This is a genomic window from Dyadobacter sp. 32 (assembly GCF_902506755.1).
Lineage (GTDB): Bacteria > Bacteroidota > Bacteroidia > Cytophagales > Spirosomataceae > Dyadobacter.
In genome coordinates, this window is record NZ_LR735258.1 from 4521608 (window position 1) to 4542500 (window position 20893).

Sequence of the window (20893 nt, forward strand, 5' to 3'; positions counted from 1 at the left end):
GATGCAAAAACGGCTCAGAAGGTTTAATACATTACATGCTTAACGACCACCAGAAATGAAAAAAACGCTGAGATGCCAGCCCTAAACCAACATAAACCATTTTCAATCAACAAGATAAATACATGGTAAGTGAATTGTTAATGTAGGTTAACGTGCAGTTTGCAGTAATCCGCCCCATCAACTGAAGTTATTATAAATGGAATCCATGATGCGAACGAAATGCTGATAATCATCCTCCTCCAGATCCCCCCAGCCTTTTCTTCTGATTTCTGCCACGATAGGAAACGCGCTTTTATAAAGCACTTTCCCCTGCTCTGTCAGGAACAGGTTAAATTTGCGCCTGTCACCATGCACAACGCAGCGTTTCACCAGGTCTTTTTTTTCGATCAAATCGATGATACGGGTTACTGTTGGCGGATCCTTAAATGTCAATTCTGCAAGTTCATTCTGACTCACGCCTGGTTGGCGTTCTATATGATCTATCAACACCCACTGGTCAACAGTCAGGTCGAAACCCGCGTCATGCAATTGTTTTTGCAACGCATTACGTATTTTTTTTATCGTGATGTCGATTTTAAAGAAATAGGCTCGTTGGTCGGAGTGATGCGTCATGGGTAAAAATTTGATTGATAAAGATCTCTTCTTTAAATAAGACCACACAACTATTCGTCTACTAATAATTGACACTTCATTTTAAACAAAATCCCACATTCAAAAAAAAGCGCCTGAGAAAGCAAGTTTCCCAGGCGCTCTACCATGACCTATTTGCTGATTTAAGCCGAATTTCGGGCAGCATTGATAATTCCAAACATCGCCCGCATGACCAGCTGATTGTATGTTTCGATATCAAGGGGCAGGTTTTTGGGATCTTCGGAGAGCATTTGCAACGCATATTGCTGAATCGTGATCAAAGGCAACACGATGCGTTCTCTGACCTTAATCGATGCTTTAGTAACATTGTTACTATCAAGCAACTCCTTTTGACCCGATACATCCAACAATTCCGCCAGGGTAAGTTGAAACTCGTCGTACATTTTATCCCAAAACTCCCGATAACCCTCTTCATCACGCAGGTACTTAGTTGCCGGGAAGAATGCCTTCGATAACGATTGCATTGAGTTTTCGATCAGCGTACGGAAAAACAGCGATTTCTTATACAATTTTTTTATAGACTCCTTTTTTCCCTCTTTCGACAGCTGCTGGATTGCAGAACCGAAGCCGTAGAAACCCGGTACATTCTGTTTCATCTGAGCCCATGATCCCACAAATGGGATGGCTCTCAAATCTTCAAATTTCAACCCCTCATCGGCATTACCTCGCTTGGTTGGACGGCTTCCGATGTTGGTTTGGCCGTAAAAACGCAACGGAGTCTTTTTATCCAGATATTTGACAAACATCGGATGACCCTTCAGATCCAGATACGAATCGTATGCCGCACCGGCCATTTCTTCTATCAGCGCTTTGTCATCCTCATTAAGCTCTTCCTCTTTTCTATGTCCTTTAAATAAATGGTTTTCCAGACCAGCCGAGAATAACCGTTCCAGGTTATACATCGCCGTGGTCACGGTACCATAGTTGGAGCTGATTGTTTGCCCCTGAACAGTTAACTGAATTTCCTTGTCCTCTATATCCTTACCCAGCGACGAATAGAAGTTGTGGTTATTGCCACCTCCACGTGCCGGCGGTCCGCCACGGCCATCAAAGAAGGTGACCTTAATGCCAAACTCTCTCGACACCTTTGTTAATTCTTCCTTTGCTGTGTATATGGACCAGTTAGCCCGCAAATATCCGCCGTCCTTGGTTCCGTCCGAGAAACCCACCATGATTGTCTGATGATTTTCCCGTTGCAAAAGATGAGCTCTGTAATAGTCGTTTTCATAGAGCATCCGCATAATTCCAGGCGCGTTGGCAAGGTCATCCACGGTTTCAAACAGCGGAACCACATCAAGCGGCAGCTTTCCTTCCTCGTCCGTGATCAGGTTTTTGGCAATGGCAACCACCTGCATCACATTGAGCGCCGATGTATTGTTACTGATTACATATCGGTGTGCTCCGCGTTCCCCATTTTTTTCCTGAATCGTTTTAATCGCTCTCACCGATCCCAATATATCCTTGGTGAGCGGATCTTCGTAATCTTCGTCACGAAGCGGGATATCCAGCGACAAAAGCAGGTCTATTTTTTTTGCTTCATCCCAGCTTTCATAATCATCGTATTTCAATAACGGGATTTTCCTTTCCAGTCTCCTTAGAATATCTTCCCAGGCTTTGGCATGTTTACGACTATCCTGACGCACATCCAGGCTCGCAAAGAAGAATCCGAATATATTCAGTTTCAGAATAAAATTGTCCAGCAATTCTACAAAAAGCCCCTGATGCTTCGCAATGAGCACCTCCCGGGCTTTAAGCAATTCCTCAATTAATTCCTGTGCATTGTTATAGCCATCTTCAAAAGGTCCAAAAATGGTGCTGTTCATTTTGCGTTCGGCAAGGGCAATCGCCTCATCGACCCCTTTAAATGTCAGCCTGCGTTTCAGTGTCCTCAGATCACGGTAATAGCCCCGTAGTAAGGTTTCGCGTAAACGAGCTGCAACCTGAAGCGTAATTTCCGGATTGACGAAGTGATTCCCATCACGATCACCGCCCGGCCAGAAACCCAGACGGAACACATTGGTATACGGCCAGTCGTGAACACTCATTCCCAGCCCTGTAATAAGTTTTACTAGGATGGCCGGAATGGCGTCATAGTATACATTTTCTAAAAACCAGCACAAACTTACCGCTTCGTCGTACGGGGTCGGTTTTTCATGATTGATAAACGCGGTCTTTCCAAGCTGCAGAAGCAATTGATTCACCTCTGTAAAATCATTGACCTTGATCGCGTCCTCCAGGTCATTAATGATCCCAAGAACCTTTCCTGAATAAAATTGTGTAGGATGTGCCGTTAAAACGATACGAACGCTGAAATCCTCAAGCTTGGCAAGAAGCTTTTTCTTTTGCGCCTCACCATCAAGGCGTTCGATCAAATAGCTCACCGATCCCTTTCCTGTGAGATCATGCGTCTGATCGAAAGCAGCATCCTCCACGGAATCAAAGAGAACGACCTGCCTTTCAATATATTGGATAAATGCAAAAAGCAGATCAGCACGCTCCTTTTCTGTTGCTGTTTCCAGAAGCTCCTCAAAGAAAGTCTCAATAATCTGGCGGGGTGTCTTTCCCTCCTGAAAGCCAATTTCACTTTGCTGGGTAAGTAACGGCAACAAAGAGCCCGTCTGAAAAATACCTCTGTAAGGTAAACTTAGAAAAAGGCTATTGAAAATATTGTATTTCGTAACGACGGCGTCCTGGAAACTATTATTCATAGTGGAGTGACAAAATTTTATTTGGAATATGCATAGAAACGCAAAGATACCGTAAAAAAACGGCTTTTAAGCCTTTGGGTGGGCTTGTTCATGGGTTTTTTTAAGTTTTTCAATTGAATTGTGCGTATAAATTTGGGTAGCTGCCAGGTTAGCGTGCCCCAAAAGCTCCTTGATTGCGTTTAAATCGGCGCCCCGATTTAGTAAATGTGTCGCATAGGTATGCCGGAGAACGTGAGGGCTCTTTTGAGAAAGGGTCGTAACTCCCGACAAGTATTTTTTTACCGTCCGCTGTACAAAAACAGGGTAGGCCGCCTTTCCCGCATCGGTAAGAATGAGCACCTTTGTGTCCTCTTCCGGCAAACGAACAGCCAGATATTTCATCAGGAGCTGGGCCAGCGAGCTAGAAATGGGCACCAGACGCTCCTTGGCTCTTTTACCATAAACCCGAATAGTCCTACCCGCAAGATCCAGATCCTGTATTTCAAGGCCGATTAACTCCGACAGCCTGATCCCCGTACCATAGAGCAATTCCAGGACACATCGATCCCGTATACCATTTGGATCGTCGGGAAATCCAGTATGATCAAACAGCATATCCATCGCTTTTTCTTCAACAAAAGCAGGAAGCTTTTTTCGCATTTTCAAAGCCGAAAGGATCTTCGTTGGGTCGCTGGGGATCTGCTTCTTTCTTCTCAAAAATCCGTAGAATGACCGCAAAGAGGCAATTTTTCGGTTAATGGAAACAGGGTTGAGGCCTTCTTCCATTAAACTAACTACCCAGGAACGCAACATGACGGAAGTTGCCTTTTCGGGCACACAATCATATTGAAAGAGCAGGTATTTACAAAACTGATCCAGGTCTGTTTTGTAGGAGGTAACCGTATGTACACTGCTGCGCTTCTCGTGCTGCAGGAAATCCAGAAAAGCGTCGATCATAGCCCTAACATACGAAAAAGAGCTGCCCCAAACAAGGCAGCTCTTTTAATATATAAGAATGATCCGGATACAGGGATCCAGTCATTGTACTTTCAACAGAAAAACAATTCTAACGAATTAATCCTCTAAATGACCGTAAGTTTTTTCTTTGTAAACTGCACGCAATACTTCGAAACGACGTTTAACAGACGGTTTTTCGAAAGCTGTCCGCGAACGAAGCTGACGCATCGTTCCTGTTCTTTCAAATTTTTTCTTGTAACGCTTTAGAGCGCGGTCAATCGATTCGTTGTCTTTAATGTTAATAATAAGCATGCTTATAAATATAATGATTTTGAATTGGTTTTCTGAAACGGACTGCAAAGGAAAGACATATCCATCAGAAAATCAAGAAATAAGTAATTAAAATTGGGTTATTTTTGCATGACGAAAACGGATGCAGAATGGGAATGCAATTGAGGCCGTAATTTGAATGGTAAACGCTGGTCTTCCGCGATAGAAAACAGCTCTTGTTAACGCTAATAAAAATATATGAATTCCAGACTCGGAATAATTGATTTAGGTACAAATACATTTCATCTTCTTATCATCGAAAAAAGAGGAGCGACCATTGATACTCTTTTTAAAACAAGTATGCCCGCCCGGATCGGAATGGGTGGGATCAACAAAGATCTGATTACCGAAGAGGCCATTGACCGCGCTTTGAAGGTGCTAAAACATTTCCGAACAAAGCTTGATGAATTTTCGATCGCACTGGCGCAAACATTTGCATTTGGCACCAGTGCCATTCGAAATGCATCAAACCAAAATGAATTCTGTACCTATGTAAAAAACGAAACTGGCATAATCATTACCGTCATTGACGGCGAGCGTGAAGCCGAATTGATCTACAAAGGAGTAAGAGCGGGGGTATCGTTAGGCATGGAACCCTCTCTGATTATGGACATTGGCGGGGGGAGTGTAGAATTCATTATTGGGAATGAGAAGCAGATTTTCTGGAAAAAGAGTTTTGAGATGGGCGGCCAAAGACTAATGGAAAAGTTCATGCGGCACGATCCTTTATCGGAGGCCAGTCGCCGGAAACTGTACGACTATTTCGAAGAACAACTCATCCCGTTGGCCAATGCGGTTCACCAGTATGCTCCTGTAAAAATCGTCGGGTCCTCAGGTAGCTTTGACACATTGCTGGATATAGATTTCCAAAACCGTACCGGTGAATGGGCTCCCAAAGACATCACTGATTTTCAACTGCCTCTTGCGGAGTTCTTTCGTTCCTATGAGATCATTCTTACCAGCAATCACGGACAAAGAATGCTTATACCGGGAATGATTGAACTTCGTGCCGATATGATCGTGGTGGCTGTGTGCCTGATCGACTATATCCTGAAACGTTATAACATCCGGAAAATTCAGGTTTCGAGCTATGCTTTAAAAGAAGGCGTACTGGCCGAATTGCTGGAGTAAATGACATCATACCACTCACCAACAACCGTTTATCCAATAATGAGTTGTTGTACTAATTATTTATTTACTTTTGCCCGCTCAACATCAGACCTACTAAATCTCAAATTGCTATGAAATTAACCCGTTACATTGTTCTGACGGCGCTGACACTTTTCTGTATCGGCCATGCAGATGCACAAAAGAAGAAAAAGAAACAAGAAGATTCTAAGGTAGAAAAAGCCGTAGATGCGCTGGCAACAGCCGCCAAAGAAAAGCTCAAAGACGAAAAGAAGAAAGGACCAAAAGCATTTAAAGAACTCATTGACACTTCAGCCCGCAGCCAGGCCGGGATGATCTCCGTTCATAAAATAGTCGACAAATGGTATTTCGAAATCCCTGATTCTCTGTTGAGCAGTGATATCATGGCGGTTACCCGGTATTCTAAAACAGCAGCCGGAGGTGGGACCTTTGGAGGAGAAGAAGTGAACAGGCAAATGCTGCGCTGGGAAAAAGGAATAGACAACAATCTCCTCCTACGTTCTGTTACCCTCGTTATGACCAGTGCAGATAGTACCAAGCCCATATTTCAGGCCGTTAAAAACTCCAATTCTGATCCCATTATTGGTGTGTTCGAAATAAAAGCGATCAAGAAAGACCCGAAAGGGAACAGCTCGGTGATAGAAGTAACGGATTTTTTCAATACGGATAACCAGGTATTTTCACTAGGCTCCATTGACAAGCAGCTCCATAAAATAGCTGCTTTCAAAAAAGAATCTTCTTTTATTGAAAAAATCAATACTTACCCCATTAACACAGAAATACGGACTGTTAAAACTTTTGCGGTAACACCACCGGTAATATCCACCTCACCAACCCCGACAATCGGCTCCTATTTCCCTGCCGGCCTGGATGCCGGTGTGGTAACCTTTGAGATGAATACGTCGTTGATTCTTCTTCCCAAAAATCCCATGCGCAAAAGATTGTTCGACAGCCGGGTAGGCTATTTCGCCAATCAGTATTCGGTTTTTGGAGAGGAGTCCCAGCGCTCCGATACAGAAGTTTTTGCAGTAAGATGGCGATTAGAACCAAAAAACGCAGCTGATGCCGCTAAACAGAAAAATGGTGAATTGATCGAGCCTAAAAAACCCATCATTTATTACATTGATCCGGCTACCCCTGAAAAATGGAGAAAATACCTGAAAGCCGGTGTCGACGACTGGCAGGGTGCATTTGAAAAGGCCGGTTGGAAAAACGCGATCAGAGGAGAATACTGGCCTGAAAAAGATTCAACCATGAGCCTGGAAGATGCACGCTACTCGGTAATCCGCTACTTTGCTGCCGATATTCAGAATGCCTATGGGCCCAATGTTCATGATCCACGCAGCGGTGAAATTTTGGAAAGTCATGTGGGCTGGTATCACAATGTGATGCGTTTACTGCGAAACTGGTACATTGTACAGGCGGCGGCTGTGGACCCTCAAGCCAGGAAGAAAAAGTTTGATGATGCCTTGATGGGCGAACTGATCCGGTTTGTTTCCTCTCATGAAATTGGGCACACCCTCGGTCTGCGTCATAACATGGGTGCCAGTTCTGCTACCCCGGTTGAGAAGCTTCGGGATAAGGATTGGGTCAATCAAAACGGACACACTTCCTCCATTATGGATTACGCCCGGTTCAATTACGTTGCACAGCCGGAAGACGGCGTAACTAACTTATTCCCAAGAATAGGGGATTACGACAACTGGGCAATTAAGTGGGGATATAGTAACCTTCAGGACTCCAAAGATGCTGAGGAAGATGCCAGAACCCTGAATAAATGGACCAAAGAGGCTTACAAAAATCCAAGACTTCGCTTCGGAACGGAAATCAGCCCCTATGATCCCCGCTACCAGACTGAGGACCTTGGAGACGATGCCATGAAGGCCTCCGCTTACGGAATCCAAAACCTGAAAAGGGTTCTCCCAAAACTGATTGAATGGAGCCAGGAGGACGGCCAAAGCTACAAGGAGCTAGAGGAACTTTATGGGAATGTAACTGCCCAATACCGGCGTTATATAGGGCATGTGATCAAAAACGTGGGAGGGATTTACGACAATCCGGTCACCTATGACATGGAAGGTCCCACCTTTACTACAGTTCCGAAGGCAACACAAAAAGAGGCAATCGCGTTTTTGAACAATCAATTGTTCAAGACACCGATTTGGCTATTTGATTCCAATATTTTGAGTAAAATCAAACCAGAATCGGGGGTAGAGGCCATAAAAACTTTACAGGAATATGCACTCACGTCTTTGTTTGCCGGAGACCGCGCTGTACGGTTGATGGAGACGGGTCTTTCATCCAAATACTACACACTGGATGACTTGTTTTCCGATCTGGAGTCAGGTATCTGGGAGGAAGCAAAAAAAGGAACACCGATAGACCTGTATCGCAGAAACCTGCAAAAGGTATATATCGAAAAGCTGATTGCCCTGCAGAAACCCGCCAAAGCCAATGTTTTATCCATTCCTGTGGGCGTAACGTACGGGTTTTCAACACGGGTAGTTGAGCTGGAAAAGACGGATCTTCCCTCTGTTTCACGAGCGCATCTTGAGGGTTTGAAAACCACCATTCAGCAGGCCATTCCAAAAACGACGGATAAAATCAGCAAATACCATTTGCTGGATGTGCTGCAGCGGATTAAATTAGCACTGGATCCAAAATAACAGCAGCGAATGTCCGGAGTATCAACCGCTCTTAAAAATCATCCTGGTTTCGCCAGGATGATTTTTAGTCTAAAGCCATTTAGAAAACTAGATTTTTCCACGGCAAATACGGATCTGGCAACCCTTGACCTGACCAACACGCCGGTATTTTCGCGCTATGTCTTTCATGATTTACTTTCAAACAATGCCTGCATAGGAATAGGCGGGTATCGGGAGAACAGGGTCATTTACCAACAGCGTAAGCATTTTGTCGACGACCATAATAGCCCAAGATGCATTCATCTGGGCACCGATATCTGGACGGATGCCGGCGAGCCCATATATGCGCCACTATCCGGAGTAATACACAGTTTTGCCTTCAACAACCATTATGGCGATTACGGACCTGCAATAATTCTCCGGCACGAGCTTGATCAAACTGAATTTTTCACCCTTTACGGCCATCTTTCGCTGGAATCACTCGATGGACTATACGAGGGAAAGGAAATAAATTCAGGAGAAAAGTTAGGGGAAATTGGCAATTACCCCATCAATGGAGATTGGCCCCCGCACCTTCATTTCCAGATTATTAATGACATAGGTAACTTTAAAGGAGACTTTCCGGGCGTAAGCAGTTTGACAGATCTGGATTACTATCTATCCATTTGCCCTGATCCAAATCTGATACTCAGGATTAGCGAGAATGAGTTGAGTAAGTCATGAACGACTTAAAAAACATGACAAAAAATACCAAAGTGATGAAATACTGGTAGCCACCTTGAATTCTGGAGACCTTTGTTCCATCCCATTCATTAAACTCTACCGATGAACGTATTCTGCTGCCTTTCAACCCGTTCCGGTCATTTTTTCTGAAGATCCGGCAAAAACCCGGTAACCAAACCTATAAGCGGTAGGAATGAACATACGTAGAACACATGTTCGATGCTCGTTTCATCAGCCAGGGTTCCCAGCAACGCCGAACCGATCCCTCCGATTCCAAATGCGAACCCAAAAAATAATCCGGCAATCATTCCCACTTTACCCGGAATGAGCTCCTGGGCATACACCAGAATCGCCGAAAATGCCGACGAAAGGATCAATCCAATGATCACACTGATAGCCCCTGTCCAGAAAAGATTCATGTAAGGCAACATCAATGCAAATGGCGCCACGCCTAATATGGATATCCAGATCACATATTTTCGCCCGATCCGGTCCCCTACTGGCCCGCCAATGAACGTTCCTGCGGCCACTGCAAAAAGAAAGAGGAACAGGTAAACCTGCGAAGTTTGAATCGACAGGCCAAATTTATCGATCAGATAAAAGGTAAAATAGCTCGTGAGACTTGCCATGTAAATGTACTTTGAGAAAATGAGCAGTAATAAAATTCCGATCGAGAAAGCGACTTTCCTCTTAGACAAGTTCATTTCCCCGCTGCTCCTCCCTGCTGATTTTTTTCTGATGCGCTGCATGTTGTTTTTGTACCAATTCCCCACCCAGGATAAAATCACGATGGCCGCCAGAGCCACCAGTGAAAACCATATGACCTGAAACCGGCCGTATGGTAGTAAAATCAAGGCCGCCAGTAATGGCCCCAGAGAGCTCCCCGCATTACCCCCTACCTGAAAAAGCGACTGCGCCATACCATGACGGACACCAGCAGCCATGTGCGCGATGCGGGAGGCCTCGGGGTGAAAAATGGCAGAGCCTACCCCCATCAAGGCAACAGACATCAGCACGATGTTGAAGCTGGTTGCGATCGATAGTGATACCAAACCAAACATGGTGAACCCCATGCCAATCGCCAAAGCGTAAGGCTGCGGCCTTTTATCCATAAAATGTCCGACCAGCGGCTGAAGAACCGAAGCACTTATCTGAAAAGTAAAGGTAATAAGCCCTATCTGGGAAAATGAAAGCTGAAAGGAGTCCTTGACCATAGGATATATGGAAGGAATCAGCGATTGGAGGGTATCATTGAGCAAATGTGAAAAACTCAATGCAAGCAGTATCGGAAATACAGTTTGCTGCGCGTCGGAAGATTCCGGCTGGTAAGCGTTCGGTAAATCCTGCTGTATACTTTTCATAACTTTTAACTTAAATGCTTAAAACGGCTGTCCTGTTATTTTCGCAGCCCATTCCCACGCCTTTTGAGAATCACGATCCACAATACTCTTCAATAACGATTCGTGCATTTGCTGGGTTTGAACAAAACTTTCAGTATCGATATATAGCTCCAGAAAATAAGATTGCATGTGCTGGGCGATTGTTTTATAGAGATCCAGCAACATGTCACTTTTAGAAGACACGGCAATTGTTAAATGGAAATTGATATCGGCCTGAATGCATTTGTGCGGAATATTCGCAAGCGCCATTTGTCTACGTTCGTCCAGGTAACTCACCATTTTTACAATATCTTCATCTGTCCTGTTGAGCGCCGCCTTTTCAGCTATTTTCAATTCCAGCAACTGACGGATCTCATTCAATTCAAGACCTTTGGCTCTGAGAAACCGATCCGTCAGGGACTCCGAAGCATCCTGTTTCTCCACAAACGTGCCCAGCCCCTGTTGCACCCTCACCATGCCTATGTGTGAAAGGTTTCTGACCGCTTCCCTGATCGTGGAACGACCAACGCCAAACAACGCCATTAATTCAGGTTCGGTGGGCAGCTTTTGCCCAACAGCAAACACTCCATCCGCTATTTTTTGTCGGAGCAAGCTCACGACTTCATCTGCCAGGCTTTTCCTTTTAATCATCTTTTCAAATTCATCATATCATCTGATGTTTCAAAAGTAAGAACAAAAAATGTTCCGAACAATTCTGCCGGAACATTTTGAGCCAATCGATTTACTTCCTGTGAATTACCGTCGCAGCAGATTGCGCACCGGCTAGTATGGTTATATCCGCAATGGTCACTCTGCCGGGCGCATTCACCGCATAGACGATTGCGTCGGCAATATCACTCGCCTGCAAAGGATCAAAACCTTCATAAACCTTTTCAGCCCGGGATTCATCTCCTTTAAACCGAACCAGCGAAAACTCTGTTTCCACCGCACCAGGAGCTACATTGGTAATTTTAATGCCATGCTGGGTAAGCTCTAGACGCATTCCTTCGCTCAGTACTTCCACGGCCGCTTTGGAAGCGCAGTACACCGCTCCATTGGCATAGGTCTGCTTTCCGGCTATAGAGCTTATGTTGACAATATGCCCGCTACCTTGTTCGAGCATGAGTGGAATAATTGCTTTTGATACATAAAGCAGGCCTTTCACATTTCCATCAATCATCGCATCCCAGTCATCCGTATCCCCTTCGTCCAATGGCCCCATCCCATGTGCGTTCCCAGCGTTATTGACCAGAATGTCGATATTTTTCCATTCATCTGATAGCGATCCGATCATGGCCTGTACCGCCCCTTTATCTCTGACGTCAAAAAGTAACGTCGTTGTCCGAACTTTTCCCGAAAGCTGCCGGGCCAGTTCATCCAGGCGATCCTGACGGCGCCCACATAAGATAAGATTTATATCAACCTGTGCGAAAGCCTCAGCTGTGGCTTTTCCAATTCCGGAAGTTGCCCCGGTAATCAATGCAATTCGTGCCATTCGTAATGATAATATCTAAATATTCAGAGGCCAGTTAAAAATCTCAGATTACTATCCCAAAAAATTCCTCCCTTTCCTCCATCCTCCTTTTCCTTCAATCTGGTTTCCTCCCTACTCCCTTACTCCTTCTTTCCTTTCATCGTATTAAGACTACTAAAATTCCCATGTTCAAGTTCCCCTGCCTGGCCAAAAGACTGGATGGCCTTCTGGTATACATTATCCATGGGGTTGAGCACCTGAAATACTTCGTTGTTGAGTCCACTCTTTTGCTTTCTCCCCCACACATATCGTCCTATGATGGCTTTTGTTTGGGATAATATGATTGGCTTCGATCTCCGCAGCTCCTCTTCGTTTTGTTTGATTCCAGCCTTCGAGGCATCCTTCACAAGTTCGGCAAGCATCTCATCGGTTACCTGAAACGATTTGAGGTACTCCTTGAATGATTGCTTTTCCAATTTCTTCTGGTTTTCATTGGCAAACCTCAGCGCATATTCACGAATTATATTTTTGGCATAGAGCTCAAACAGATATTTGCTGTTCATCAACGTGTCCCGCGGCACAAATATATCCGGCATGATACCACCACCGCCATACACCAGCCGTCCGCCATCTGTTTTGTAGGTTTTGGATTTATCAACTTTGATGCTGTCCGCACTAAAAAATTCACCACTTTCATACCGGTGCGATAAATCCTGACTATATTCTTCCCCTTTGCCCTTTTCATAAGGTTTCTGAATACTTCGGCCGCTGGGCGTGAAATACCGGGAAATGGTTAGCCGCAGTTCAGCCCCATCAGACAATTTGATCGGCATCTGTACGAGTCCTTTTCCGTACGACCGCCTTCCTACGATCAAAGCGCGATCATGATCCTGTAAAGCTCCGGCCAGAATCTCCGATGCCGATGCACTGCCTTCGTCCACCAATACAACCACGGCTCCGTTCTCAAAGGAACCCTCCACATGCGACCTGGTTTTACGGTCGTACCGGCTATCCTTGCCCTCCGTATACACAAGCAGTTTATCTCCTGAAATGAACTCATCGGCCATACTGGTTGCACGTTCCATGTATCCTCCGGGATTACCCCGCAGATCCAGGATCAGTTTTTTCAATCCATCCGCCTTCAGGGTTTTCAGGGCCGACTTGAACTCATCAAAGGTAGTTTCCGAAAAACGGCTCACTTTGATATAACCAATTTCCTGATCAACCATGTAAGCCGCATCCACCGAATAGGTCGGTATGCGATCGCGTACTACGGCAAAGTCCAGATTATCCTTAAGTCCGATACGTTCAATGGCAAGATCCACCTTTGTACCTCTTTTACCCCTTAATAGCTTGTAAACCTGAGCATTGGTAACACCCGGTCCCGATAACTTTTCTTTGTTTACAGATATGATCCGATCTCCACTCTGAATACCCGCTGTCTCGGACGGTCCGCCGCTCAAAGGCGTAACCACATACACCGTATCGTTGTAAATATTGAACTCCACACCGATTCCGTCGAAGCCGGACTCGAGCTGGGACCTTGCCGCCGATGCTTCTTCGGTATTAAAGTAAGCCGTATGCGGATCCAGCTTTTCCAACATCTTGGATATGGAATAATCCACCAGCTCGTCCGTATTGACCGAATCTACATAGTTGTTTTCAACCAGCATCAGTACTTCACGAAACTTGGCGTAGCCCCGGGCCACATCCGTCAGTTTTTTGCCCCCGCTAAAAAATGTACTCCCCAGCAACACACCTGCAACGAGTGTGATCGCAATGACCATCGGGAGGCGTATCACGGATGGTGAATTTTGGATCGGGTTATTGGGTTTCTCTGGAATCATCGGAGATATCTTCTGGTTGATAATCAAAAATCATGTTCAAAACGTGCCTGCAAACGCTTCCGGTCACAGAATGCAAATCGGATTACCTGGGAAAAAACAAGAAGTTACACTGCCCAGGCAAATTATTTCATTATGGTCTCCCAAACCTGCTGGATCACCACGCAACTGAAAAATTGCCGATCTCACGAATTTAACGTTTAATTGAATAAATTTGTGCAACGGTATGAAAACTTCAACGAAGGAATTTATTACACATTTCATACCGCACTATGTTTACATTCTCCAATAGCGAGATCTCGTCGCTGATTTCATTACGTATCAAAAGGGCCTTCTTGCAAAAAGCCCGACGCCTGGAACTTAGAGAAAATGTACTACTACTATCTCCCGGGCGATATCAGGAACACCTCCTTTTTGTTAAAAAGGGAATTATTCGCTGCTACTACAAGGGTTTTCAGAGCGAATGGATTGGTTGGTTCGCGGCTGAGGGAGATTTGGCTTTTTCAACTGAAAGTTTTTTAAACGGTTCCCCATCTACTGAATACATAGAGACATGTACTCTTGTGTCACTTTATCAGCTAACTCGACAGGATTGTCAGGATTTACTAAGAGAATTTTCCGACCTCAACCAGGTCGGAATCGATACCTCCTTCAGAAGGCTTGAAAATGGTATCAATACAGGTGCTTTGATAAAACAGACGTAACCGTAAGAAAATGAAAAAATACTTATCTCTCAGCATGTTGATCATATTTCTCACAACCTCCTGTGAAAAACAGAAGGTTTGGGAATATACACTTTTACCTAAAACCTGCTTTGCAGATGCAATTTATGTTAAACCGGATTTTAAGCCCAACGGGTTTAATCTCACTATAAAGGGCACATTAAACCAGGATGTGATTGTCACATTGCTGGGCACGCAACCGATCAATGACTATTCGACCGTACGGTACGTTGGTTTGAATAATTTTCAAAAATTAAAAGCCGGGCCTTTGAATTTTTCCCACAGTGCGGACATGTATACTGATGATCTTAAAATCATCATTTCGGGATCGGACACATTGGATTATCCCAACCCCGAAAGCAAAGGCACCGTTCAAAGTTTACCTCTGGGAGATATAACAATCAAACTAACTTTACATTGATTAAACGCAGAATAAGGCAGCACCCAATCTCGATGTGCTGCCTTTATAAATAAGTTCCCGATCCTAAACAAAGCCCTCCAAAGCCTCCGGATTTCGCATTGTATCCCGATTCACACATTTTGCAGGATGTTCCCCCATCAAAATTCTCTTCACCGGCGCCTCCATTTTCTTACCACTGATGGTGTAAGGAATGTCGCTGACCTGCTCTATGGTATCCGGTACATGGCGGGGAGATACTGCTCTCTCAGACTGCCATTGATTTTTTTCTTCAATTCATACCCAAATCCCGGCCATTGGTAATCTTTGTTATTTTGGCAGGAAAACAGTGATATTAGACCTTCCGAAAGAAGCAGTATAATGTTTACTTTATTCAATATATTCTTTGTTTTGGTTTGCAAAGTAGGATAGCTTTCATTCGTTTCGGATATGGATCTCAAACCAAAGGCCATTTAAATGTAGATTTTAATGGAATGCGTGTGCCCGTTGCTTGCGATTTTCGGGCTGCTTCAATAATTTCAAGTACGTGTAGCGAATGTAGCGTGGTGATGATCGGATCTACTCCATTCACCATACTCTCTGAAATGGCACTAGCGCCTTGTTGCCACACAAAGTTACCTGTATCCATTACGAACCTTTGCGTTTTTTCATGGTCTTCGGTTGCCATGTCTACGCCCGCTGGCGCCCAGTCGTAGCCGATAAGCTGCATGTTTCCCTTTGTTCCCCATATTGAAATGGTAGGTTTGTCTTGTCCGCTTCCTTCATGTCCGTAAGGATCAAAGTAGTTGAACCCGCTCTGAACATGAGATAAGGCTCCGCTGGTATGCTCCATCAACACCATGCTATTATCTTCTTCTTCTACCTGAATAAGGGCGTTACGGTTATCCACTTTTCGGGAGGGGGTAATGATGTTGAGCATAGCTACAACGGATTTTACGGGACCAAGTAGTCCTGTAAGCGTGGCCATGTTGTACACGGCCAAATCAGGCATACTTCCGCCTAGTTTTTCATAGAAGAATGCTGACCAGGTGGGGCCTAAATGCCCATAATGTGCATGGGCAGCCGACACTTTACCTAGTTTCCCTTCCTGAATTACTTTCGACATAAAGGCAAACTGAGGACTCATTATCACAGCGGGAGCACCCCATATCTTGAGGTTTCTTTTTTTTGCGAGATCCATGAGCGATTTTCCTTCCGAATAGCTGTTTGCCATCGGCTTTTCGCTCCAGATATTTTTCCCGTTGTCGAGCCCTATCTTATTGAGTCTGCCGTGTTCCTGCATATTGGTTAAGTTCACCAATAGGTCAAACGCTGGGCCAGCAAGCATTTTTTCAATGGATGTGTAGTGATGGGCGATAGAATATTTTGCGGCTGCGGATTTAGCTCTTTCTTCTACGATATCACACGTACTTATCAGTGTAACAAAAGGAGATTTGCTCAAATGTGGGAGGTATTGAGTGGATACACTGCCGCAACCAATCACTCCAATTCGGATTTTCTTTGCGTTTCTACCGTTTCCTGCCATAAGGTCTGACGGGAAAAATGACGCAATTGCGCTCATAATTCCAACCTGGCGGATAAATTCCTTGCGTGGGATTTCACTCTGATTTTGCATATTGAAGTGTTCTTTGGTTGTTGATATTAGTTCGTTATAAGTACCAAAAATTGCACGCTTCGAGTTCATCGACAAGGTAAATTGAAAAAAATATATAATTCTAATAAAATACTGGAAAAATTTATTGCGGATGAGGTGTTCCTGCAACAGCATGATTATCGTGTTTAAAGAGCAAAGATCCATAAACATTTTGCCTATTTCCCAAGACTTCGTAGACACCGGGGTCAGTTTCCAGCCGCGAATAGCCTTAAAACAAGAAAAGACAATCCTTTGAAAAGTCCTTGATTTGATAATCGTCTTGTACGGCTGGGCAGCGTCCCGGAATAGGTGTGATCGGTGGTTGTGCCCGTATTTGCGTACCGCTTAGCCAGACGCGCTTAGGCGGCCCCTTAACTTCTCTATCCGTACGAACGTGCCAACGTGGCGCGCGGCCCGGCCTGCGTGGCCCGGCCAAAACGCAAAAAAGCCTCACATTTCTGCGAGGCTTTTTGTTTTGTAATGGTATTGGATCAAGTGGAAAAGTTGGGGGGCGATTATGCATAAAGTTTAGAAAGCCGGAACAGGAAGAACTTGATGTCTCTTACACCTCTTGATGACGATCTGAAAGATTTAACCTTGGCGTTGAAAGATTCGGCCGATGCGTTGGTGCTTTTATTGTTGAAAAAATTCAGGATATCTAAATAGTGGGTTTGAATAGACCTGGCAACGGTTTTGAAGGAGTCTATTCCGCAGTCTTCCACAATGTTATACCACAATGCAAGCTTCTTGAAGGCTACTTCCTTCAAAGTGCAAGTCCGAAAGATAGTCCCCAGATCCAAAGAGATATTGTAAGCTTTCTTGATTAAGGGATAACGTTCAAACAGCAACTTGGCCCGTTTTACTTGCGAGGTGGTCCACTTGTCATGGTGCTTAAATAGCAGATATCTACTTCTTGCCAACAACTGCTTTACTGTATCTCCGTTTTCGAGAACTTCTGGCTCAAAGCTTACTCCCGCCGCCTTGGCTGTACTAATGGCCTCATTTTCCTTATCCAGAACCTCCCAGCGGTATTTGATCCGGATTTCCTGTACCGCTTCATATGCTAATTTTTGTACATGAAAGCGATCGATTACCCGATCTGCCTTAACAAAACAGCGCTTCACGATCATATTCATATTGGCTGCCATGTCCAAGGTAACCTCACGAACTGTGTCCCGAAGCTTCTTGGGAATCCCGTTTAAAACTTCAATAACAGTTTCAGCCTGAGTGCCTTTAACCATCGCAACAAGTGCTCCTTTCCTCCCTTTGGCAGCTTTATTTGTAACGATGGTGTATAATTCCCCGTTAGAAAGAGCAGTTTCATCAATGCTTAAATGAACACCTGTATTCTCAGCATACAACATCCAGTCTTCTGCATGCTCTATTTGATCCCATTGGCGATAGTCACTGATATGATCTTTATACTGCTGCTGAAGCTGTTTCCCTTCTAAATGATAGTATTTACCCAGTTGTGAACAGCTAACGGGATTATTATCTATACAACTCTTTTAAAAAATCAGCGAACTCTTTGGTCATTCGAGTTCCCTGTTGTACCACATTCCAGTCTCTGCTAATTATCTCTTTTGTATCCTTGACTTCCCAACGACGGCGTTTTATACAGAGCGTAACTTTCTGATTACGAATAGGAAAGTCCTGAATATAGATTTCCGGAAGAAATCCCTTGGACTCCAACTTTTCATCTTTATACTCAACAGGAGTAATATTCTTCTCTACTAAGTAGATGTTTAATCCAGGAATGGACTCAACGACTTTGGTTGGTTCAAAATACTCTAGGATGCCTTCTGGTAAAAGTATACGGACAAGTGTTTGGTAAGAATCGTTCAATGCAAACAAAATTGGTTCAGGATGCAAAGCAAATAATAATTCAGCTTCCCCCCAACTTTTCAGCTTGATCCATGGTATTGTGGCGGCTAGACTAGGCGTCCCCCCTACTTTACCAGGTCGTACCGCGTAGGTTTGACCGGGGACGCCTAGTCCAAGAGAGCGTCTCCCGGTATCATCGGCGGTTATGGCCGGGATCACGTTGATCTGGGCGCCCCCGGCTCAGGTAGCCCCACTTAACTTCTCTGTCCCGGGCCGGGATGGCGAACCATCGGAGCGTGCATCCTGCGCGGTCCGGCCTGCGCGGCCCGGCCAAAACGCAAAAAAGCCTCACATTTCTGCGAGGCTTTTTGTTTTGTAATAGTATTGTGGCGGCTACCTACTTTACCAGGTTTGACCCAAGTATCATCGGCGGTTCCGGGCTTAACTTCTCTGTTCGGGATGGGAAGAGGTGAACACCGGGCCAATAGCCACCAACAAGATCTTTTGAGGGGAAGAAGGAGGAAGGAAGTATGGAGGAAGGGAAAATCCCTTTCGTCCTTTATCCTTTTTTCCATTATCCTTTCATTCCTTTTTTCATGTCATATTGGAAGTAGAAGAGATTGAGATTAAATGTTTTTTCTATTGAAAGAAAATGTGCAAGCTGTTGGGTAATTAGTACTGCTCGGCTGAATGTATTTCTACACATACACCTGCAGCCTATCAACGTTGTAGTCTACAACGACCCTTATGTGGAAGATTCATCTTCGGGCTAGTTTCGCACTTAGATGCTTTCAGCGCTTATCTATTCCCCACATAGCTACCCGGCCATGCTCCTGGCGGAACAACCGGTTCACCAGCGGTAGGTCCACCTCGGTCCTCTCGTACTAAAGGCAGCCCCCGTCAATCTTCCTACGCCCACCACAGATAGGGACCGAACTGTCTCACGACGTTCTGAACCCAGCTCGCGTGCCACTTTAATCGGCGAACAGCCGAACCCTTGGGACCTTCTCCAGCCCCAGGATGTGACGAGCCGACATCGAGGTGCCAAACCTCCCCGTCGATGTGAGCTCTTGGGGGAGATCAGCCTGTTATCCCCGGCGTACCTTTTATCCTTTGAGCGATGGCCCTTCCATACAGAACCACCGGATCACTATACCCTGGTTTCCCACCTGCTCGACCCGTCGGTCTCACAGTCAAGCCTGCTTGTACTATTGCACTCCACACACGGTTACCAAGCGTGTTGAGCAGACCTTTGGAAGCCTCCGTTACACTTTTGGAGGCGACCACCCCAGTCAAACTACCCACCATGCACGGTCCTTGACTTAGTCAAGTTAGATCCCAGGCCAGCGAAGGGTGGTATTTCAACGTTGGCTCCAAGATGCCTGGCGACACCCCTTCATAGCCTCCCACCTATCCTACACATCCCTGACCCGAAAACAATGCAAAGCTATAGTAAAGGTGCACGGGGTCTTTCCGTCCCGTGGCGGGTAAGCGGCATCTTCACCGCTACTACAATTTCACCGAGCTCACGGCCGAGACAGTGCCCAGATCGTTACACCATTCGTGCAGGTCGGAACTTACCCGACAAGGAATTTCGCTACCTTAGGACCGTTATAGTTACGGCCGCCGTTTACTGGGGCTTCGATTCAATGCTTCTCTTGCGATGACATCCCCTCTTAACCTTCCAGCACCGGGCAGGTGTCAGGCCCTATACGTCAACTTTCGTTTTGGCAGAGCCCTGTGTTTTTGCTAAACAGTCGCCTGGGCCATTTCTCTGCGGCCTCTCTTGCGAGGAGGCTCCCCTTCTCCCGAAGTTACAGGGTTAATTTGCCGAGTTCCTTAGCCGTGATTCACTCGAGCACCTTAGAATATTCTTCTCGACTACCTGTGTCGGTTTACGGTACGAGTTGCAATAAGCTGATGTTTCAGAAGCTTTTCTTGGAAGCCTTTTCGTATGTTCGCTTCGCCCGTAGGCTCTGCTCAACGCACTATTCCGTCAGTACGTACATACCACAATACTCCGTCACTTCGTCACACTCATTGCAAGGGCAGGAATATTAACCTGCTGTCCATCGGTAATCGCCTGTCGGCTATACCTTAGGCCCCGCCTAACCCTCCGTTGATTAGCATAGCGGAGGAATCCTTAGTCTTTCGGTGTGCGGATTTCTCATCCGCATTATCGTTACTTATGCCTACATTTGCTTTTCTCACCAGTCCACCGCAGCTTACGCCACAGCTTCACCCCTGTGAGAATGCTCCCCTACCGATCGTAATAAATTACTATCGCATAGCTTCGGTAATATGCTTGATGCCCGTTTATTATCGATGCCCGCCCCGCTCGACCAGTGAGCTGTTACGCACTCTTTAAATGTATAGCTGCTTCCAAGCTAACATCCTGGCTGTCTCTGCAGTCGGACCCCCTTAGTTCAACTTAGCATATATTTTGGGACCTTAGCT

The 20893-nt window shown here is 45.3% G+C and carries 17 protein-coding genes and 2 rRNA genes (1 of these 19 only partly in view); 5 read left to right on the top strand and 14 right to left on the bottom strand.

All coding sequences use genetic code 11. From position 1 onward, the window contains the following. Positions 1-177: 177 nt before the first annotated feature. The 4 genes from DYADSP32_RS18375 to rpsU all read right to left on the bottom strand — a co-directional run bounded on the left by DYADSP32_RS18375 (position 178) and on the right by rpsU (position 4607). Complete coding sequence (locus tag DYADSP32_RS18375) at positions 178-612, bottom strand: MarR family winged helix-turn-helix transcriptional regulator (protein WP_149241381.1); 435 nt, start codon at positions 610-612, stop codon at positions 178-180. Positions 613-773: 161 nt separating this feature from the next. Beyond that, positions 774-3359 carry a phosphoenolpyruvate carboxylase gene (locus tag DYADSP32_RS18380; RefSeq protein ID WP_149241380.1) on the bottom strand — a complete coding sequence of 862 codons (2586 nt, stop codon included), beginning with the start codon at positions 3357-3359 and terminating at the stop codon, positions 774-776. A gap of 66 nt (positions 3360-3425) precedes the next feature. Then, a complete protein-coding gene (locus tag DYADSP32_RS18385) occupies positions 3426-4295 on the bottom strand; it encodes a tyrosine-type recombinase/integrase (RefSeq protein WP_149241379.1) in 870 nt (289 codons plus the stop codon). 117 nt (positions 4296-4412) lie between these two features. Beyond that, complete coding sequence (gene rpsU, locus DYADSP32_RS18390) at positions 4413-4607, bottom strand: 30S ribosomal protein S21 (protein WP_090336895.1); 195 nt, start codon at positions 4605-4607, stop codon at positions 4413-4415. 216 nt (positions 4608-4823) lie between these two features. Between rpsU and DYADSP32_RS18395 the strand changes: the two genes are divergently transcribed. From DYADSP32_RS18395 to DYADSP32_RS18405, 3 genes are all read left to right on the top strand, one after another. Beyond that, positions 4824-5756: a phosphatase gene (locus DYADSP32_RS18395; protein WP_149241378.1), complete on the top strand. Its 933-nt coding sequence runs from the start codon at positions 4824-4826 to the stop codon at positions 5754-5756. A gap of 110 nt (positions 5757-5866) precedes the next feature. Then, complete coding sequence (locus DYADSP32_RS18400) at positions 5867-8440, top strand: zinc-dependent metalloprotease (RefSeq protein WP_149241377.1); 2574 nt, start codon at positions 5867-5869, stop codon at positions 8438-8440. 9 nt (positions 8441-8449) lie between these two features. Beyond that, entirely contained in the window at positions 8450-9142 is a 693-nt protein-coding gene (locus DYADSP32_RS18405; RefSeq protein WP_149241376.1) for a peptidoglycan DD-metalloendopeptidase family protein, read from the top strand. Between the two features lie 137 nt (positions 9143-9279). Here the strand turns inward: DYADSP32_RS18405 and DYADSP32_RS18410 are convergent, their stop codons facing one another. The 4 genes from DYADSP32_RS18410 to DYADSP32_RS18425 form a co-directional block, all read right to left on the bottom strand. Further along, entirely contained in the window at positions 9280-10503 is a 1224-nt protein-coding gene (locus DYADSP32_RS18410; RefSeq protein WP_149241375.1) for an MFS transporter, read from the bottom strand. An 18-nt stretch (positions 10504-10521) separates the two neighbouring features. Then, a complete protein-coding gene (locus tag DYADSP32_RS18415) occupies positions 10522-11172 on the bottom strand; it encodes a FadR/GntR family transcriptional regulator (RefSeq protein ID WP_149241374.1) in 651 nt (216 codons plus the stop codon). 91 nt (positions 11173-11263) lie between these two features. Next, positions 11264-12016 carry an SDR family NAD(P)-dependent oxidoreductase gene (locus DYADSP32_RS18420; RefSeq protein WP_149241373.1) on the bottom strand — a complete coding sequence of 251 codons (753 nt, stop codon included), beginning with the start codon at positions 12014-12016 and terminating at the stop codon, positions 11264-11266. 119 nt (positions 12017-12135) lie between these two features. Next, complete coding sequence (locus DYADSP32_RS18425) at positions 12136-13842, bottom strand: S41 family peptidase (protein WP_149241372.1); 1707 nt, start codon at positions 13840-13842, stop codon at positions 12136-12138. Positions 13843-14111: 269 nt separating this feature from the next. Here DYADSP32_RS18425 and DYADSP32_RS18430 point away from each other — a divergent pair, with 269 nt between their 5' ends. Both DYADSP32_RS18430 and DYADSP32_RS18435 read left to right on the top strand, forming a co-directional pair. Further along, a complete protein-coding gene (locus DYADSP32_RS18430) occupies positions 14112-14543 on the top strand; it encodes a cyclic nucleotide-binding domain-containing protein (protein ID WP_149241371.1) in 432 nt (143 codons plus the stop codon). A gap of 10 nt (positions 14544-14553) precedes the next feature. Next, positions 14554-14982: a hypothetical protein gene (locus tag DYADSP32_RS18435; RefSeq protein ID WP_149241370.1), complete on the top strand. Its 429-nt coding sequence runs from the start codon at positions 14554-14556 to the stop codon at positions 14980-14982. A 206-nt stretch (positions 14983-15188) separates the two neighbouring features. On the opposite strand, the gene DYADSP32_RS18440 is transcribed toward DYADSP32_RS18435, so the two are convergent. The 6 genes from DYADSP32_RS18440 to DYADSP32_RS18465 all read right to left on the bottom strand — a co-directional run. Then, positions 15189-15419, bottom strand: coding sequence for a hypothetical protein (locus DYADSP32_RS18440; RefSeq protein ID WP_414617888.1), 231 nt, complete (start codon positions 15417-15419; stop codon positions 15189-15191). Then, positions 15416-16594 carry a Gfo/Idh/MocA family protein gene (locus DYADSP32_RS18445; protein WP_149241369.1) on the bottom strand — a complete coding sequence of 393 codons (1179 nt, stop codon included), beginning with the start codon at positions 16592-16594 and terminating at the stop codon, positions 15416-15418. The genes DYADSP32_RS18440 and DYADSP32_RS18445 overlap by 4 nt, the downstream gene beginning before the upstream one ends. A gap of 533 nt (positions 16595-17127) precedes the next feature. Then, complete coding sequence (locus tag DYADSP32_RS18450; RefSeq protein ID WP_414618145.1) at positions 17128-17973, bottom strand: ISL3 family transposase; 846 nt, start codon at positions 17971-17973, stop codon at positions 17128-17130. A 130-nt stretch (positions 17974-18103) separates the two neighbouring features. After that, positions 18104-18655 carry a hypothetical protein gene (locus tag DYADSP32_RS18455; RefSeq protein WP_414617889.1) on the bottom strand — a complete coding sequence of 184 codons (552 nt, stop codon included), beginning with the start codon at positions 18653-18655 and terminating at the stop codon, positions 18104-18106. A 165-nt stretch (positions 18656-18820) separates the two neighbouring features. Further along, positions 18821-18932, bottom strand: a 5S ribosomal RNA gene (gene rrf / locus DYADSP32_RS18460). 156 nt (positions 18933-19088) lie between these two features. After that, positions 19089-20893 (bottom strand): 23S ribosomal RNA (locus DYADSP32_RS18465); it runs 1014 nt beyond the window's last position.

What these genes read in the sequence shown, in the direction of transcription:
- DYADSP32_RS18375 (WP_149241381.1), bottom strand. Translation starts at nt 612, where the DNA reads ATGACGCATCACTCCGACCAACGAGCCTATTTCTTTAAAATCGACATC.
- DYADSP32_RS18380 (WP_149241380.1), bottom strand. Translation starts at nt 3,359, where the DNA reads ATGAATAATAGTTTCCAGGACGCCGTCGTTACGAAATACAATATTTTC.
- DYADSP32_RS18385 (WP_149241379.1), bottom strand. Translation starts at nt 4,295, where the DNA reads ATGATCGACGCTTTTCTGGATTTCCTGCAGCACGAGAAGCGCAGCAGT.
- rpsU (WP_090336895.1), bottom strand. Translation starts at nt 4,607, where the DNA reads ATGCTTATTATTAACATTAAAGACAACGAATCGATTGACCGCGCTCTA.
- DYADSP32_RS18395 (WP_149241378.1), top strand. Translation starts at nt 4,824, where the DNA reads ATGAATTCCAGACTCGGAATAATTGATTTAGGTACAAATACATTTCAT.
- DYADSP32_RS18400 (WP_149241377.1), top strand. Translation starts at nt 5,867, where the DNA reads ATGAAATTAACCCGTTACATTGTTCTGACGGCGCTGACACTTTTCTGT.
- DYADSP32_RS18405 (WP_149241376.1), top strand. Translation starts at nt 8,450, where the DNA reads ATGTCCGGAGTATCAACCGCTCTTAAAAATCATCCTGGTTTCGCCAGG.
- DYADSP32_RS18410 (WP_149241375.1), bottom strand. Translation starts at nt 10,503, where the DNA reads ATGAAAAGTATACAGCAGGATTTACCGAACGCTTACCAGCCGGAATCT.
- DYADSP32_RS18415 (WP_149241374.1), bottom strand. Translation starts at nt 11,172, where the DNA reads ATGATTAAAAGGAAAAGCCTGGCAGATGAAGTCGTGAGCTTGCTCCGA.
- DYADSP32_RS18420 (WP_149241373.1), bottom strand. Translation starts at nt 12,016, where the DNA reads ATGGCACGAATTGCATTGATTACCGGGGCAACTTCCGGAATTGGAAAA.
- DYADSP32_RS18425 (WP_149241372.1), bottom strand. Translation starts at nt 13,842, where the DNA reads ATGATTCCAGAGAAACCCAATAACCCGATCCAAAATTCACCATCCGTG.
- DYADSP32_RS18430 (WP_149241371.1), top strand. Translation starts at nt 14,112, where the DNA reads ATGTTTACATTCTCCAATAGCGAGATCTCGTCGCTGATTTCATTACGT.
- DYADSP32_RS18435 (WP_149241370.1), top strand. Translation starts at nt 14,554, where the DNA reads ATGAAAAAATACTTATCTCTCAGCATGTTGATCATATTTCTCACAACC.
- DYADSP32_RS18445 (WP_149241369.1), bottom strand. Translation starts at nt 16,594, where the DNA reads ATGCAAAATCAGAGTGAAATCCCACGCAAGGAATTTATCCGCCAGGTT.